Raw genomic sequence first — 15,484 nt, 5'->3', positions numbered from 1 at the left:
GCCTCCAGCGACAACATCAGCGACAAGCTCGAGGAGAAAACCGCACAGTAACATCAACGAAGAACGCAGCGGTCAAAACCGGCCAATTTGGTTGTCGGTAGCGGCCAAGGAGGTTGACGCTCTACACGCTTGAGCGGTACGCATAGTATACGGTAACTAAGTCTGGCCCTGCGGCTTAAATACCGACCGGCCCGAATATGTAATTTAATTTTGCCACACCTACCATCTTTGTTACTCGAGAAGCAGAACAACTTTCAATGGTGCACGCTCAAGCTATGGTAGCGTCCGAGGACGTGGTGTAAAATCATCGGCGCTGCCGGTGTAATCCGGGGTGGCCATCGAGGTGTATGATCGAGGTGGAGTTTCGACGCTTCAACCACGGATCTTACGGAGACCCCGATGACCAAACCCACCATGGACCTGTCCGAGCTTCTGGCAAAGCATGATCAGGGCGATTTTCTGCGCGGTATTGCCGAGGCTGTGCTGCAGCTGATCATGGAAAGCGATGTCGACGGCCTGATCGGCGCCGGTCGGCACGAGCGCAGCGGCGAGCGAACGACCTGGCGCAACGGCTATCGCGAGCGTGCCCTTGATACCCGTCTGGGCACGTTGAACCTGCGCGTGCCGAAGCTTCGGCAGGGCAGCTATTTCCCCGGCTTTCTCGAAGCCCGCAAGACCTCGGAACAGGCGCTGGTAGCGGTGATCCAGGAAGCCTGGATCAGCGGCGTCTCGACCCGCCGCGTCGATGAGCTGGTCCAGGCCATGGGGCTGAGCGGTATATCGAAGAGCACCGTTTCCAAGCTGTGCAAGGATATCGACGAGCGCGTTGGCGAATTTCTGAACCGCCCGCTGACCGGGGAATGGCCCTATGTCTGGCTGGATGCGACCTATCTGAAGGTGCGACAGGGCGGCCGGATCGTGCCGGTGGCGGCGATAATCGCGGTGGCTGCCAACACCGAAGGTCGCAGGGAAATCATCGGCCTGGGCATCGGCCCCTCGGAGGCCGAGACTTTCTGGACCGAGTTCCTGCGGTCCCTGCGCGCCCGGGGCCTCGGCGGGGTCCGGCTGGTGGTCAGCGATGCACATACCGGCCTCAAGGCCGCCATCGCCCGGGTCTTCGAGGCAACCTGGCAGCGCTGTCGCGTTCACTGGATGCGCAATGCTCTGGCCCATGTCTCACGCGGCCAGCACACGGTTGTCGCCGCCGCGATCCGTCAGGCCTTCGATCAGCCCGATCGCGCGCATGCCAGCGAGACCTGGCGCAAGGTGGCCGAGCAACTGCGTCCTCGCTGGCCGAAGCTGGCCGACCTCATGGACGCCAGCGAACACGATGTGCTCGCCTACATGTCCTTCCCGCGCCAGCACCGCACCAAGCTGCACAGCACGAATCCCATCGAGCGGCTGAACAAGGAGGTGAAACGCCGCGCCGATGTCGTCGGCATCTTCCCAAACGAGGCGTCCATCATGCGCCTGATCGGCGCCGTGCTCTTCGAGCAAAACGACGAATGGCAGACATCCAGCCGCTATATGATGGTCGAAGCCTTCGCCCAGATCGACAAGGAAGAGATCGACCCCATCCTCAGCATCACCACAAAGGCCGCCTGATCATGACCTCAGGCCATCCCGGAATTTACACCACCTTGACGGACGTGACCCAAGCTATAGAGTATCGGTAAATTTGTCGATACCAGCTTGAGCGCACAACGAGTCCTGCGCCGGCGTTCCCGAGCTGATGCCGATCGCGCCGACAACCTGGTTGTCAACAAGGATCGGTATCCCTCCAGCGACGACTGATAACCGGCCACCAATTGCAGAGTTGATTCCATAAGCAGGCTGCCCCGGCTGGCTTGCCGCTCCATAGCTCTCCGTCGTGCGCTTTGCCCCTGCAGCAGTAAATGCTTTGTCCTGAGCGATTGTCGTGCTTGTGACTTTCCCGCCATCCATTCGTTCGAAGGCGATGAGTTGACCGGATTCATCAGCGATTGCAATGCACATGGGCACGCCTATCTCTTCGGCCTTTGCACGGGCTCCTGCGATCAGCACGCGTGCGTCATCGATACCCAGTCGTTTAATCAGTAACATAGAATAATCTCTGCATGTTAATTTAGGCGTGGCGACAACAATCCGCTAGGGAGGTGAGTGTAGGCTTCCGGCGCTCGCCCTCAGGCGAGAGTATAGGCGGTCTTGACGGTCGTGTAGAATTCGGCAGCATAGCGGCCCTGTTCGCGTGGGCCGTAGGAGGAACCCTTGCGGCCGCCGAAGGGGGCATGGAAATCGACGCCAGCCGTCGGCAGGTTCACCATGACCATGCCAGCTTCCGAATTACGCTTGAAATGGATCGCGTGCTTCAGGCTCGTCGTGGCGATGCCGGAGGAAAGGCCGAAGCTGGTGTCGTTGGCGACGGCCAGCGCCTCGTCATAGTCCCTGACGCGGATGACGGCGGCGATGGGGCCGAAGATCTCCTCGCGGGCAATGCGCATGTCGTTGGTCGCCTCAGTGAAGAGTGCGGGAGCCAAATAAAAGCCCGGCGTTTCCCGCTCGAGCCGTTCGCCGCCGAAGGCGAGCCTTGCTCCCTCGCTGCGGCCGATCCCGATATAGTCCAAGTCCTGCTTCAACTGGCTTTCATCGACGACGGGTCCGATATGTATACCGGCCTTCAATGCGTCATCCACAACGAGGCTCTTGAGCTTTTCTGTCAAGGCCGCAACGAAGCGCTCGTGGATGCCTTCCGTCACGATCAGGCGCGACGAAGCGGTGCAGCGTTGACCGGTCGAGAAGAAGGAGGAATTGGCGACGGCCTCCACGGCGACGGACAGATCGGCGTCGTCCAGAACGACGAAGGGGTTCTTGCCGCCCATTTCGAGCTGGAATTTCCTGTTGTGCTCGATAGACGACGCCGCCACGCGCCTGCCGGTGCCGGCCGAGCCTGTGAAGGTCAACGCGTTAACGTCCGGGCTGTCGAGCAGCGTCTGGCCGGCGACGCTGCCGCGGCCCATGACGAGGTTAACGACACCGGCCGGCGCGCCTGCGCGGTGGAGGATGTCTACGAGTGCCCATGCGGAGCCCGGTACGAGGTCGGCGGGTTTCAGCACGACGGTATTGCCGTAGGCGAGCGCCGGGGCCATCTTCCAGGCGGGAATGGCAATGGGGAAGTTCCAGGGTGTGATGATGCCGACAACGCCCACCGGCTCGCGGGTAATCTCGACGCCGATATTCGGCCGCACCGAAGGTAGCACCTCGCCGGAAAGACGAAGTACCTCGCCGGCGAAGAAGTCGAAGATCTGGCCGGCGCGGGTCACCTCTCCGATTGCTTCGGGCAGGGTCTTTCCCTCCTCACGTGCGAGCAAACGACCGAGATCTTCCTTACGGGCGAGTATCTCGTCCGCGGTCTTGCGCAAGATCACATGGCGCTCGAGGATCGGCGAGCGAGACCATTCGGGCAGGGCAGTCCTGGCGGCGGCGATGGCGGCTTTTGTATCCTCGGCGCTGGCGCGGGCATACTCACCGACGACCTGGTCGGTGTTGGACGGGTTGATATTCACCGACGCCTCGCCGGACACCCAATCACCGCCAATGAGATTTCTGTGCAGCATTGTAATTTCCCATCCGCTTCATTTGACCATGACATAGGCGCGCTGTACGAGCCCCAACACGCAGTTGGTATTGCCCTCGATGAGGGAGCGAGGTCCGGCAAACGCCCGACGAAGAAGATCAATTCCGGCCCAATTCCGGCCGTTGAATACGACAAGGCAGGCCAGATGAATAATTCATCTCACCCCGCACCCGATCCAAAAAAGGGATTCTAGCGCGATCGCTACGGTTTCCCATTTTTCCCAAACATGTTTTTCCATGCCTCGGTGCCCGCCTTCGCTTCCCATTTCTTGCTGTCGGCCAGCGTATCTATACCCGCTCGAACGCCCGGACGGTCCTTGATCGCCTGGTACCATCGATCGATGTTCGGGTAGTCCGACAAGTCGCGGCGATGCAGTTTCCGGGTGCGGACCCAGGGAAACGTGCTTATGTCGGCAATAGAGTATTCGCCGGCGAGATATTCATGCCGGCCCAGGCGCTGTTCGAGAATGTCGTATATCCGGCCGACTTCCCGGTCATAACGCTCGATCGCGTAGTCGATCTTCTCGCTCGCATAGACCATGAAATGATGCGCCTGCCCCAGCATCGGGCCCATCGTCGCGTTCTGGAAGATGAGCCATTTCAGCGCCTCGTAGCGACCCTCGGAATCCTGAGGGAGGAACTTACCTGTCTTTTCGGCAAGATAGATCAGGATGGCGGCGGATTCAAAAACCGCATAAGGCCTGCTGTGCGGGCCATCGTGATCCACGATGGCCGGCACCTTGTTGTTGGGATTGATCTTCAGGAACTCCGGCCTGAACTGTTCTCCCGCGGTTATGTCGACTGGAATGACGCGATACGGCAGATCCAGCTCGGCGAGCATGATCGCGGCCTTGTAGCCGTTGGGCGTGGGCCAGAAGTAGAGATCAATCATTGTCGACTATTCCTATCCGACGATCTTCGCCCCTGCCGGCTTGTCGATGAGAAGCCCCGGATTCATGATCCAGTTGGGATCGAGCTCGTTCTTGGCGGCGCTCAGCACGCGGCGGAACAGCGGATCGACTTCCTTGTCGTACCAGGGACGGAACGACTTGCCGACGGCATGGTGGTGCGTGCAGGTCGCGCCGAGCTCGATCAGCGCATCCGACGCCACGCTGTGCAGCATCGAATAGGCTTCGAGGCTGTTGTCATGCGTCGACGGCGCCATGATCGAGTAGTAGGGAGCCGGGCCGTCGGGATAGAGGAAGGAGAACCTGCGGCAAACGATGCCGCCGCCGAGATGCTGCCGCTGGGCCTCGCGGACACGGCGCATGATCTCGGTGTCGACCTCCTCGAACTTGTCCCAGGTATAGGCGGTCTCGAAGGTGAAGCTGACGATCCCCATCGCCGCGCGCGTATGCATCAGCCGGGGTAGATAGCGGAACTGATGCCGCCAGTTGCCCTGGGGTCCGCTGCGGCTCGTCTCCAGCGCGTTGTCGGACGTGCCGGCGCGCTGCTTCACGGTGCCTCCGAAATCGCGGCAGATTTCCAGGCCGCGCTCCAGCCATGCGTCGACCGGGTGGTCGGCGGACTCGAAGCCCAGCAGCAGGACCGACTCGGAACCGTCTCCCGCGCCGTAGAACTTGGCGTCCTGCTCGTCCAGATAGCGGCAATTGGCCGGGAACAACCCCGCCTGGGTGATCTGCCGGACGGCCTTGGCGCCCTCGTAGAAGGTCCGGAACGCAATCGACGCATTCGCGCGGAATTTCACGCGCCCCTGAAGACGCATCCAGGCCTCGGTGATGATGCCCATCGTGCCTTCCGAGCCGATGAACAGGCGGTCCGGATTGGGGCCTGCGCCCGAGCCGGGCAGCCGGCGGTTCTCCAGCGTGCCGGCGGGCGAGACCACGCGCAGGCTCTCCACCATGTCGTCGATATGCGTGAGATGGGTCGCATAATGGCCGGACGACCGCGTCGCGATCCAGCCGCCCAGCGACGAGAATTCCCACGATTGCGGGATATGGCGCAGGGTGAGGCCATGCGGCTTCAGCTGCTCCTCGAGCGCCGGCCCGAGAATGCCCGCCTGTATCCGCGCGCAGCGCGAGACGGGGTCGATCTCGAGGATCTGGTTGAGGTTGCCCAGGTCGATGACGACGACGCCCGGAAAGGCGTCGCGCTCGGGCGCCCAGAAGCCGCCGGTGACGCTCGATCCGCCGCCGAAGGGGATGCAGGCATAGCCGTTCTCGCCGCACCAGTCGAAGACGGCGGCGATGTCCTCCTCGTCGCGCGGGTAGGCGACGACGTCCGGCGCCCGGCCGAACTCGCGCCGGTAGATCAGGACCATGTCCTTGAAGCCCTTGCCGTAGGTATGGGCGATCCGGTCCCATTTCTCGGACGTGCAGAAATCCTCAAGCGCCCTCGGGATCTTTATGCGCGACGGGTGAAGCTCGATCTCGTCGACGGTCGGATCCGAAAGAACGGTGATATCCTTGATGCCGAGCCGTTGCTCCACGCGCTCGCGCATGACCTGGATCTCGTCCTGGGAATTGTCCTCGTCCTCATATCCCCACGTCCAGAATTTCCGGCGCTTTCCATAGTAGCCGCTCTTTTCCTTCGCCACGGCGCATCCTCCTTTGATCCTCGGGCTTCCAACCATCCAGGTGCGTATGTCTCGGAAGCACCTCGATTTGGTTCTACCAGATTGGCATATCCAAACTGCTCGGTCAATGGCCGGCGGAAGGGATCGCGGCCCCCGGGGAACGGTCATGCGGGAGGCTGGAGATCACGGGCAGCAGCGCGATACGGGGTGCACTCCCGGGCCCTTGGGCCAGGGTTCGTGACAGCGATGAAGAAGGTTGCAGCCCGGGATGCTCAGCTCACCCGGGCGATGAAGACGAAGCGCCTTCGCCCTGGACGATCTCGTCGGCGATCTTCTCGGCCATGGCCATGATGGGCAGGTTGGTGTTGCCGCTGATCAGCGTCGGCATCACGGAACCGTCGACCACGCGGAGGCCGACGAGGCCGCGCACCCGCATGCCCGGGTCCACGACCGAGGCGTCGTCGGCGCCCATGCGGCAGGTGCCGACCGGATGATACACCGTCTCGGAGCGCGCCCGCACGAACCCCTCCAGCGCGGCACGGTCGCCGAAGGCGTCCGCATCGATCGGGCGCTTCACGAAATTGCTGAGCGGCCCGGCCATGATCATCTCGCACATGTCGCGCACGCCGTCCCTCAGGCTCTCGAAGTCCGCCCGCTCGGAGGCCAGGCGCGGGTCGATGGCGGGGGCGACGCCGGGGTCGGCGCTGCGCAATCTCACCGTGCCGCGGCTCTGCGGCCGAAGCTGGCAGACGCGGACGGCGAAGCCGTGATCGATGCGCTTGCCCGGAGGCGGATTGCGCAGGACGTTGGCGAAATGCGCCTGCCACTCCGGCAGCGACGAGGATCGGTCGGGGCCCCAGAACGCCCCGGCTTCCACGGCCTGGGAGGCGGCCGGCCCGTCCCCCTTGAGAAGATAGCGGGCGCCAGCCATGCCGCCTTTCACCAGGCCCATATAGGGGGTCAGCGTCGTCGGCTGCGACGCCTCGAAGCGCACCGCGCAGTCGAGATGGTCCTGGAGGTTCTCGCCCACGCCCGGAAGATCGTGAACCGGATCGATGCCGAGAGACCTCATGTGGTCGGCAGGCCCGATGCCCGACAGCATCAGGAGCTGCGGCGAGCAGATCGCGCCCGCAGTCAGCAGAACCTCCCGGTCGCAGTCGATCACCCTCTCGCGGCCGTCCTGCGCCACGACTACGCCGCGGGCGCGGCCCTTTTCCACCTTGATGCGGCGGACACGGCAGTTCGCCAGCACGGTCAGGTTCTGCCGACCCTCGGCGCGCTCCAGATATTTGAACGCGCCGGACCGCTTACCGCCGGCGATCGTGAGCTCGTAGAAGCCGGCGCCGATCTGCGAGGCGCCGTTGAAGCCGTGGTTCTCGGGCAAGCCGGCGGCGACGAGGCTGTCGACGAAGGCCTGCGCCGTTGGGCGCCTCGGCCCGTAGGACAGCTTGATGGGGCCCGAGCGCCCGCGCGTGCCGTCGCCTGCGTCGGCGACCAGGCTCGCATCCTCGACCCGGCGCAGATAGGGCAGCATGTTGGCGGCGCTCCAGCCGGGCATGCCTTGGGACGCCCAGGAATCGTAGTCCCTGGGATTGCAGTGGATCGCGATCATCGTGTTGATCGACGATGACCCGCCGATGACCTTGCCTCGCGGAATATATATCTGCCGATTGTCGAGATGCTGCTGCGGCTCGGTCCAGAATCTCCAATTATAGCGATTGCTCGTGTATAGGATCTTTATCCCGGCGGGCATGTCGACGAACAGCGACTTGCCTCCACCCGCCTCGACCAGCAAGACCTTGACGCCAGGGTCTTCGCTCAGGCGGGCGGCCAGGACGCAGCCGGCGGATCCTGCGCCGATGATGATATAGTCGTAACGCGACATGGACCTTCTCCTGTCGGCGACGGTCGCCGCCGCCATTTCACACGCGATTATCCCTTCAGCGCGCCCGCCGACAGACCGGCGACGAAATACCGGTAGCAGAAGATGAAGATCACGAACAAAGGCAGCGCTATCAGCGAGGCGCCGGCCAAGACCTCGCCCCAGCGCAGGTCATGGGCGCCGAGCAGCGAGGCGAGCGCCACCGGAAGCGTCTTCTGCTGGTCGCTCATGATCAGGATCAGCGCGAAGACGTAGTCGGCCCAGGACAGCAGGAAGGAGAAGATGCCGACCGTGATGAGCCCGGGCGCGGAGAGCGGCAGGACCACCTTCACGAAAGCCTCGAACTGCGAGCAGCCGTCGACCATGGCGGCTTCCTCCAGGTCGAACGGCATTGCCTTGAAGAAGCCCCACAGCAGCCACACGGCGAGCGGCAGCGAGATCGCGAGATGCGCGATGAGAAGCCCCCACAGGCTGTCAGTGAGACCGGCCCAGCGGAAGGCCGCGGCCATCGGGATCGCCAGCATCAGCGGCGGGAACATGTAGGCGAACAGCATCGAGGCGACGAGCGTGGTCTTGCCGCGGAAGCGCAGCCGCGTCGCGCCATAGGCGATGAACGCCGACAGGACCAGCGAGACGACGATCGTCCCGACGGCCATCAGGACGCTGTTCATGAAATTGACGAGGTAGTTCGTCTGCTGGAACAGCGACGTGTAGGAGGCGAAATCCGGCGGCCAGAACACGAGCGAGGAGTCCAGGAACAGGCGCTCCATCGGCCTGACGCTTGAGATCATCATCCAATAGATCGGGAAGAACGAATAGACGCATATCGCGATGACGGCTGCGTACAATCCGATCTTCGCGGCCGTCTTCTTGAAGAGTTTCCGGCTTTGCCCTTCACGCGCTGCGCCTTCCGGACGCTGTGGTGAAGGTTGATGCCGGATTGGACCCTGCCCGGGAAATCGGGTGTCGGAGACAGTTGACGATCTTTCCGCATTGCCTGTCATGCTCACCGCTCCTGTTTCGTGTCATCGATCGGGAACAGGCGCAGATAAATCAGCATGACGCCTGCGAGAATGAGGAACGAGATCGTCGCCACGGCGGCGCCCCCGCCGAGATTGAATTCCAGGAACGACTTCCGGTAGGCGAGCGTCGGCAACGTCTCGGTCTGGTTTAGCGGTCCACCCTTCGTCAGCAGCCAGATCAGGTCGAACTTGTTGAACATCCAAATGCCCCGCAACAGGATGACCACGACAAGGACCGAGCGCAGGCCGGGTAGTGTGATGTGCCAGAATTGCCGCCACGGGCCGGCGCCATCGACACGCGCCGCTTCATAAAGTTGAGTGGGGATCGTCTGCAGGCCAGCCAGGACGCAGGTGACGACGAACGGCGTCCACAGCCACACGCTGACGAGGACGATCGTCCCTCGGGCAGTGAAGGCTTGCGAACTCCAGTCGGCGATCCCGATCCCGAACGAGGCGAGGAGGCTCTTCAGCAATCCGTAGTTCGGATCGAGTATCCATTGGGCGATCAGGCAGGCGACGACGGTCGGCAGGAAGTATGGAAGTATGGAGACCGCCCTGACGACGGATTGGCCGAAGAACCTCCTGTTCAGCACCAAGGCGATACCCACGCCCAGAACGACCTGGAGGAAAATTGCGGAAAGCGCGATCATCAGGCCGTTTGCGAAGGACTGCCAGAACAGCGGATCCTGTATCGCCTTGGCGTAATTTGCCAATCCCACCCATTGGAGTTCGCCGACAAACGATTTCGCCGAATAGAAGGAAAGCATGATCGCATAGACGAGCGGCCCTCCGATGATGGCTCCCAGCACCAAGATGCTGCCTATAAACAACGTTACGATTCGCCAGTCCTGGGCCATGGGTCATATCCTTTGAAGAAAGAAGCGGGGCGTTGCCGCCCCGATCCTGCGTTCAGATCAGGGACCGTATCCGCTGCGCCGCCGCCGCGATGCAGTCGGCGGAAGGAGCGTTGCCGAGAGCCTTCTGCTGGAGCATCTCCGGCATGACATTGGCGTTGAAGACGGTGCAAGGCCGGATGTCGATCGAGGGACCGCTGGTGTCGATCGCCTTGATCACGACGTCGTCGCTCTCGATGAAGGACTTCATCGTCATCATGGTTTCCCAGTGCTTCTGGATCATGGGATGGCTCTTCCAGCGCTCATTCTCATAGATATCCATGCGCGCCGGGTGATTGTTCATCCAGGCGGAGAGCAGCCAGTCCACATAATGCTCATCGACGAACCACTGCAGGAACTTCAGCGCCTCCTCGCTTTGCGGTGTCTTGAAGACGCAGAAGCCGTCAAAGGCGTAGGAGAGCGCCTTCCCGCCGGAACTGCCGGGGGACGCGAAGACGCCGTATTTGTCGGCAAGCTCCGGGTTGGTCGCCTCGAGCGCCTCGACCAGGCGGCCGGAATAGAGCGTGTGCGCGCTCTTGCCCGTTGCGAAAAGGCTCATCAACTGGGCGAAGCTGACCGTGTTCATGCCCGGCGGCATGGTCTTGTACAATTCTGCGTACAGGTCCAGGAAGCGTTTGGCGCGGTCAGCATTCTCGCCCTGATCCAGAACCACATTCCAGTCACCGTCGAAAAGCTCCACGCCTTCTGCAAACATGTTCCCGAAAGCGGCCCAGTTCGTCGCGCTGTCGCTCGCCAGAGGCACAACGCAGCCGCCGACATCGACGTTAGAGCCGTCAAGTACCGTCAACGCCCGGCAGTTCTCCAGGAACTGATCCGACGTCTCCGGAATCTTCAGGCCCTTCTCGGCGTAGAGATCCTTTCTGTAGTAGTTCATGACGAGATTGTAATCGAAGGGATAGTACCAGTTCTCGCCCTCGTAGTCCCAGGCTGCGCCGCGCCCCCAATCATACCGCTTCACCATGTCTGTGAGCGGCACGAGCACGCCCGCATGAACAAATTCGAGGACGGTCGCGATGAAGCTGGCGGTCATGAGGTCGTAGGGCTGGCCGCCATTGATCGCGGCCATCGCCTTTTCCATCGATCCGCTGATCGGTGAGGAATCGATGATAATCTTGACGCCGGTCTTTGCTTCATACTCATCGCACGCGTTTCTCAGCGCGGCTTGGCTTGCGGCAGACGTCTCGTTGTTGAGAAAACGAAGCGTGACGCCGGATTGGGCGCGAACCGCCGGCGCCGCCAGGCCGGTGCCGATGACCGCGGCCGACGACACGAGAAAGTTTCGCCGCGTCAGGCCGAATAGACCCGTTCCAGCCTTCTTGTCACCTGGAATGTATATGCCCATTATCTGCTCCTCCCCTGTTTAAGGACTATTAATGACGTCGAACTTCCAAGACGTATTTCGGCCTGAATCGAGTGAACGCCTTTGTTTCCTCCTGCTTTCGACGATGCCTCTTCTTTCTTCGAATCCTGGAACAGACGGGCGCTCCCTCCGGATGCGGTGTGTCCCTGGTCAGGGGGCGGAGCCTCGCGGCTGCCCGCCCTCAGTGAACGGCGATCACGAGTATTCCTTCACGTCGGCTTCCGACATTCGCAGCGTAGCGCCGCTGGCTGAAGCGAACAGGTGCAATCGCTCCTTCGGGAACGCGATCGGAACCTTGTCCCCGGACCGTATTCCGTCCCGACGGTCGAAAACGGCGCGCATTCTGTGACCGGCGATCATGCCCATGAGATAAGTCTGGGCTCCGATCTGCTCGACCAGGCTCACAGTCATCTCGAACGGCGAACCGTCAGCAATGACCAGATGCTCCGGCCGGATACCGAGCGTCACGGTTCCTTCGTTCGTGGTGAAGGTTCGTTCCGGTATGCTTATCGTGAGGTCGCCGGATCGCACGGCCATCCGCCCGCCCTCATCGATCAGTTGTCCGTCGATCAGGTTCATTTCCGGCGAGCCGATGAAGCCGGCGACGAACGTGTTCGCGGGCGTGTCGTAGAGCTCGAGCGGCTTGCCGGCCTGCTGGATCACGCCGTCACGCATGATCACGATGCGATCCCCAAGCGTCATCGCCTCCACCTGGTCGTGCGTCACGAAGATCATCGTGGCTCGGAGCCGGGCATGGAGTGTCGCGATCTCTTCCCGCATCTTGACGCGTAGCTTTGCGTCCAGGTTGGACAGAGGCTCATCCAGGAGGAAGACGTCGGGATCGCGCACGAGCGCGCGCCCGAGGGCGACACGCTGCATCTGGCCGCCCGAGAGCTGACGCGGCTTGCGATCGAGCAGCGCTTCGAGATCGAGACTGGCCGCTGCCGCCCTTACCCGCCGGTCGATTTCCTGCTTGTCTTCACCGCGAACATGCAGGCCGAAAGCCATGTTGTCGTAGACTGTTTTCTGCGGGTACAGCGCATAGTTCTGAAAGACCATCGCGACGTTGCGGTCCTTCGGAGGCAGCCCGGTGACATTCCTTCCACCGATAACGATTGCGCCCGACGTGGCCTCGTCCAGACCGGCGATCATCCGTAGGGTTGTCGATTTACCGCATCCCGAGGGACCGACAAAGACAATGAGTTCGCCATCTTCGATCTCCAGACAGAAGTCCTTGACCGCCCAGGGCCCTTGCTCTCCGCCAAAGGACTTGGAGACATGTTGGAGCGATATTCGCGCCATGCAGCGTAACCTCCCTTAACATGAGGCCCCAATGAGAGCCTCGCGTGCCGTCCCTCCAGACGACCGCTTGTTGACCAAATTGGATAGACCAGTACTGTCGCTTCGTCAATGTCTCCTGATGGATTTGATTGACCTAAGCATAATTGGATTGACCAATTTGGTATCTCCAGTTAGGCATTCTCTTGTGTCTTTTCTGAGAAATACGTCAATTACGAACGCGGTGGTTGAAATGGCTGGACCCTTAACCGGATATCAAGTTCTTGATCTATCGAGGATTCTCGCAGGTCCTTGGTTAGGGCAACTCCTGGCCGATCTGGGAGCGACGGTGTGGAAGATCGAACGTCCGTTCACCGGCGACGACACCCGTCACTGGGGACCGCCGCATCTTGAGGGAACGACCGAGAGCGCCTATTTCCTGAGCGCCAATCGCGGAAAGCATTCGATCTGTATAGACATCTCCACCCAAGCTGGCGCGGATATCATCCGATCCTTGGTAAAGAAGGCCGACGTTCTTATCGAGAACTACAAGGTCGGCGACATGAAGCGCTACGGGCTGGACTATGAAACGCTCCAGCGCATTAAGCCGGACATTGTGTATTGCTCCATCACTGGCTACGGCCAGACCGGCCCGATGAAGAATGTAGCCGGATACGACATGGCCATACAGGCTATATCGGGGCTGATGAGTATCACGGGCGAGAGCGACGACAAGCCCGGTGGCGGTCCCCAGAAGGTCGGCGTCCCGATCTCCGATCTTCTTACGGGAATGTATAGCGCTGCCGGCGTGCTATCGGCGCTATTGCATCGAGAGCGGACGGGCGAGGGCCAGCATATCGACATGGCGCTTCTGGATGTCCAACTCGCCGCACTGGCCAACCAGAACCTGAACTTCCTGACCACCGGCACGCCGCCGCGGCGATATGGAAATGCCCATCCCAATATTGTGCCTTACCAGGTGTTCGGATCGAGCGACGGGTCCTTCGTGCTCGCGGTCGGAAACGACCAGCAGTTCCGGAAATTCTGCATGGCGTCCGGATTGGAAAGGCTCTGCGAGGATCCCCGTTTCACCACGAATACCGACCGCCTACTGAATCGCGACGACCTGATCGCGATCCTGACCGGGCATCTCGCCCAGGAAACGACGGAGTACTGGATCTCCCTTCTCGAGCCGATCGGCGTGCCATGCGCGCCGATCAACCGCATCGACCAGGCATTCGCGCATCCGCAGGTCATCCATCGCAAATTGCAGATCAGCCTTCCCCATGCCACCGGCAAGACGGCGCCTCTCGTGGCCAATCCGATCAAGTTCTCGCAAACGGAAATCGAGTATTCGACCAGCCCCCCGATGCTCGGGGAGCACACGAAGCATGTCCTGAGCTCAATCCTCGATATCAGCGGCGATGAGATATCGCGGCTCGAGAAGGACAAGATCGTCTATTGCGGGTGAGATGAGCCGGTGCCGCTGGGTGCCTGGCGGCGCCCTTTACTGGGGCGCCGTTCGGCGGGCGTGCCATTCCGGCACGTTTATGCGGGCAACCCGCACGTCGGCCCGGATTCAGAACTACCAATTTGCTGGACCGATTCTGGTTTTAGCGATACTATAATATTCAGTTGACACGATATCCACGGACAAGCCTTGACCCTGGCAGGCTGTGGCATGCCTGATGATGATTGTCATTCTAGGGCTGCTTCAGGAGCCGTCGGCAGATTGGCCGGGCGCGCCCGATCGGGCTGGATGGGAAAAGACCAAGAAGATACTCGGAATGACTGAAAGAACCAAAATTGTCGGCTCTCCGAATGTTGTGGGGAGAATACTCTCGTTCATTGAGGAACGTCGCTATCAGCCGACTGAACGGCTTCCTTCGGAGCGTGACTTTGCCGACAAGTTTGATGTCAGTCGCGGGGCTGTTCGCGAGGCTTTGGCCGCTCTGGAATCGATGCGCGTGATCGAGCGGAGACCCAATTCGGGGATTTATCTCAGAAATTCCGATGAGAGCAGTATTGAGGCCCTCGTCTTTCGCGCATCGTCCGGCCTGCCGTTTCAACCGGATGAGACGGCGGACGTCTTTGAAGTGCGAAGCATCCTTGAATTGCAGGCCGTCAGGCTTTCCTGCGAGCGCAGGAGGGATCAGGATATCGACCACCTGAAGGAGATACTTCACAAGACAAAGCTGGCAATCGATGAAAAGAAATCGATAGAAGTCGAGGATGAAGCATTCCATCTCGGCATCACCGCTGCCACGCAGAACGAGATACTTCTCCGAACTGTGAAGCTTTTTTACGAATTTTCGAAGCAGCGCCGCATCATATATTTCTCGGAGTATGCCAGAGGCAAGCAGGCCTATGAGGATCATTGCGAGATTCTCGAGGCGATCGAGAACCGCCGAGCCGATTTGGCCGTGCGAAAGATGGACGGCCATTTATCCGGCGCCCTCGCGACATGGCAAACCCTGCTCGCGACCCCGGAGCCCGCCGCCAAGTGATGGAAAATTGCGCCAAGCCATCGAGGAAGTTTGGAGTTTCATCTAGCTGAACCGCGTTTTGATTGGCATTGGAGAGCGGATGACGACTCCGGAAGTCGTAGCTGAGGCGATGTGCGCATATGCCGAAGAACTGAGCCGGTAGAACCGAGAGCGTTATCCCGATGGCGAAGCATAGAAGGCGGAGTTTTAGAAGATCGAAAGTAGATTGCAAGCTCGTCGAGGCAATTGCTGACGCCGTGTATCACCCTAAAGCGTTTTGCGTTTGATCTGAATCGGACGGAGATTCACATGGTGCCGATTTTCTGATTCACTTCTTCTGGGAGGTGGATCATGGGCAACCCCTATTCTTTGGACCTTCGGGAACGGATCTGCG

At 60.8% G+C, this 15,484-nt stretch carries 12 protein-coding genes; 3 read left to right on the top strand and 9 right to left on the bottom strand.

Going from position 1 to position 15,484, the window contains the following annotated elements:
• Positions 1-399: 399 nt before the first annotated feature.
• On the top strand, positions 400-1,605 hold the full coding sequence (locus IT41_RS18120) for an IS256 family transposase (protein ID WP_036744002.1): 1,206 nt from the start codon (positions 400-402) through the stop codon (positions 1,603-1,605).
• Positions 1,606-1,659: 54 nt separating this feature from the next.
• Here the strand turns inward: IT41_RS18120 and IT41_RS18115 are convergent, their stop codons facing one another.
• The 9 genes from IT41_RS18115 to IT41_RS18075 form a co-directional block, all read right to left on the bottom strand.
• Positions 1,660-2,082 (bottom strand): GlcG/HbpS family heme-binding protein, encoded by a 423-nt coding sequence (locus IT41_RS18115; protein ID WP_036744000.1) that lies wholly within the window; start codon positions 2,080-2,082, stop codon positions 1,660-1,662.
• Between the two features lie 80 nt (positions 2,083-2,162).
• On the bottom strand, positions 2,163-3,593 hold the full coding sequence (locus IT41_RS18110; RefSeq protein ID WP_036743999.1) for an aldehyde dehydrogenase family protein: 1,431 nt from the start codon (positions 3,591-3,593) through the stop codon (positions 2,163-2,165).
• A gap of 221 nt (positions 3,594-3,814) precedes the next feature.
• A complete protein-coding gene (locus tag IT41_RS18105; RefSeq protein ID WP_036743997.1) occupies positions 3,815-4,504 on the bottom strand; it encodes a glutathione S-transferase family protein in 690 nt (229 codons plus the stop codon).
• Positions 4,505-4,516: 12 nt separating this feature from the next.
• Positions 4,517-6,169: an FAD-binding oxidoreductase gene (locus tag IT41_RS18100; RefSeq protein WP_036743996.1), complete on the bottom strand. Its 1,653-nt coding sequence runs from the start codon at positions 6,167-6,169 to the stop codon at positions 4,517-4,519.
• Between the two features lie 256 nt (positions 6,170-6,425).
• Positions 6,426-8,033: a GMC family oxidoreductase gene (locus tag IT41_RS18095; RefSeq protein ID WP_036743995.1), complete on the bottom strand. Its 1,608-nt coding sequence runs from the start codon at positions 8,031-8,033 to the stop codon at positions 6,426-6,428.
• Positions 8,034-8,080: 47 nt separating this feature from the next.
• Positions 8,081-9,034: a carbohydrate ABC transporter permease gene (locus IT41_RS18090; protein ID WP_081967626.1), complete on the bottom strand. Its 954-nt coding sequence runs from the start codon at positions 9,032-9,034 to the stop codon at positions 8,081-8,083.
• Positions 9,035-9,036: 2 nt separating this feature from the next.
• Complete coding sequence (locus IT41_RS18085; protein WP_036743994.1) at positions 9,037-9,909, bottom strand: carbohydrate ABC transporter permease; 873 nt, start codon at positions 9,907-9,909, stop codon at positions 9,037-9,039.
• 52 nt (positions 9,910-9,961) lie between these two features.
• A complete protein-coding gene (locus IT41_RS18080; protein WP_052081768.1) occupies positions 9,962-11,308 on the bottom strand; it encodes an ABC transporter substrate-binding protein in 1,347 nt (448 codons plus the stop codon).
• A gap of 213 nt (positions 11,309-11,521) precedes the next feature.
• Positions 11,522-12,628 carry an ABC transporter ATP-binding protein gene (locus tag IT41_RS18075; RefSeq protein WP_052081767.1) on the bottom strand — a complete coding sequence of 369 codons (1,107 nt, stop codon included), beginning with the start codon at positions 12,626-12,628 and terminating at the stop codon, positions 11,522-11,524.
• Positions 12,629-12,857: 229 nt separating this feature from the next.
• On the opposite strand from IT41_RS18075, the gene IT41_RS18070 reads away from it, so the two are divergent.
• A complete protein-coding gene (locus IT41_RS18070) occupies positions 12,858-14,075 on the top strand; it encodes a CaiB/BaiF CoA transferase family protein (RefSeq protein WP_036743992.1) in 1,218 nt (405 codons plus the stop codon).
• A gap of 217 nt (positions 14,076-14,292) precedes the next feature.
• Entirely contained in the window at positions 14,293-15,111 is an 819-nt protein-coding gene (locus IT41_RS18065; RefSeq protein ID WP_197056024.1) for a FadR/GntR family transcriptional regulator, read from the top strand.
• Positions 15,112-15,484 lie beyond the last annotated feature (373 nt).

The sequence above is a fragment of the Paracoccus halophilus genome (assembly GCF_000763905.1).
Classification (GTDB): domain Bacteria; phylum Pseudomonadota; class Alphaproteobacteria; order Rhodobacterales; family Rhodobacteraceae; genus Paracoccus; species Paracoccus halophilus.
The sequence above is the reverse complement of the archived record's forward strand: the minus strand, read 5'-3'. Positions and strand labels throughout refer to the sequence as shown.

What these genes read in the sequence shown, in the direction of transcription:
- IT41_RS18110 (WP_036743999.1), bottom strand. Translation starts at nt 3,593, where the DNA reads ATGCTGCACAGAAATCTCATTGGCGGTGATTGGGTGTCCGGCGAGGCG.
- IT41_RS18065 (WP_197056024.1), top strand. Translation starts at nt 14,293, where the DNA reads ATGATGATTGTCATTCTAGGGCTGCTTCAGGAGCCGTCGGCAGATTGG.
- IT41_RS18090 (WP_081967626.1), bottom strand. Translation starts at nt 9,034, where the DNA reads ATGACAGGCAATGCGGAAAGATCGTCAACTGTCTCCGACACCCGATTT.
- IT41_RS18075 (WP_052081767.1), bottom strand. Translation starts at nt 12,628, where the DNA reads ATGGCGCGAATATCGCTCCAACATGTCTCCAAGTCCTTTGGCGGAGAG.
- IT41_RS18080 (WP_052081768.1), bottom strand. Translation starts at nt 11,308, where the DNA reads ATGGGCATATACATTCCAGGTGACAAGAAGGCTGGAACGGGTCTATTC.
- IT41_RS18105 (WP_036743997.1), bottom strand. Translation starts at nt 4,504, where the DNA reads ATGATTGATCTCTACTTCTGGCCCACGCCCAACGGCTACAAGGCCGCG.
- IT41_RS18120 (WP_036744002.1), top strand. Translation starts at nt 400, where the DNA reads ATGACCAAACCCACCATGGACCTGTCCGAGCTTCTGGCAAAGCATGAT.
- IT41_RS18070 (WP_036743992.1), top strand. Translation starts at nt 12,858, where the DNA reads ATGGCTGGACCCTTAACCGGATATCAAGTTCTTGATCTATCGAGGATT.
- IT41_RS18115 (WP_036744000.1), bottom strand. Translation starts at nt 2,082, where the DNA reads ATGTTACTGATTAAACGACTGGGTATCGATGACGCACGCGTGCTGATC.
- IT41_RS18085 (WP_036743994.1), bottom strand. Translation starts at nt 9,909, where the DNA reads ATGGCCCAGGACTGGCGAATCGTAACGTTGTTTATAGGCAGCATCTTG.
- IT41_RS18095 (WP_036743995.1), bottom strand. Translation starts at nt 8,033, where the DNA reads ATGTCGCGTTACGACTATATCATCATCGGCGCAGGATCCGCCGGCTGC.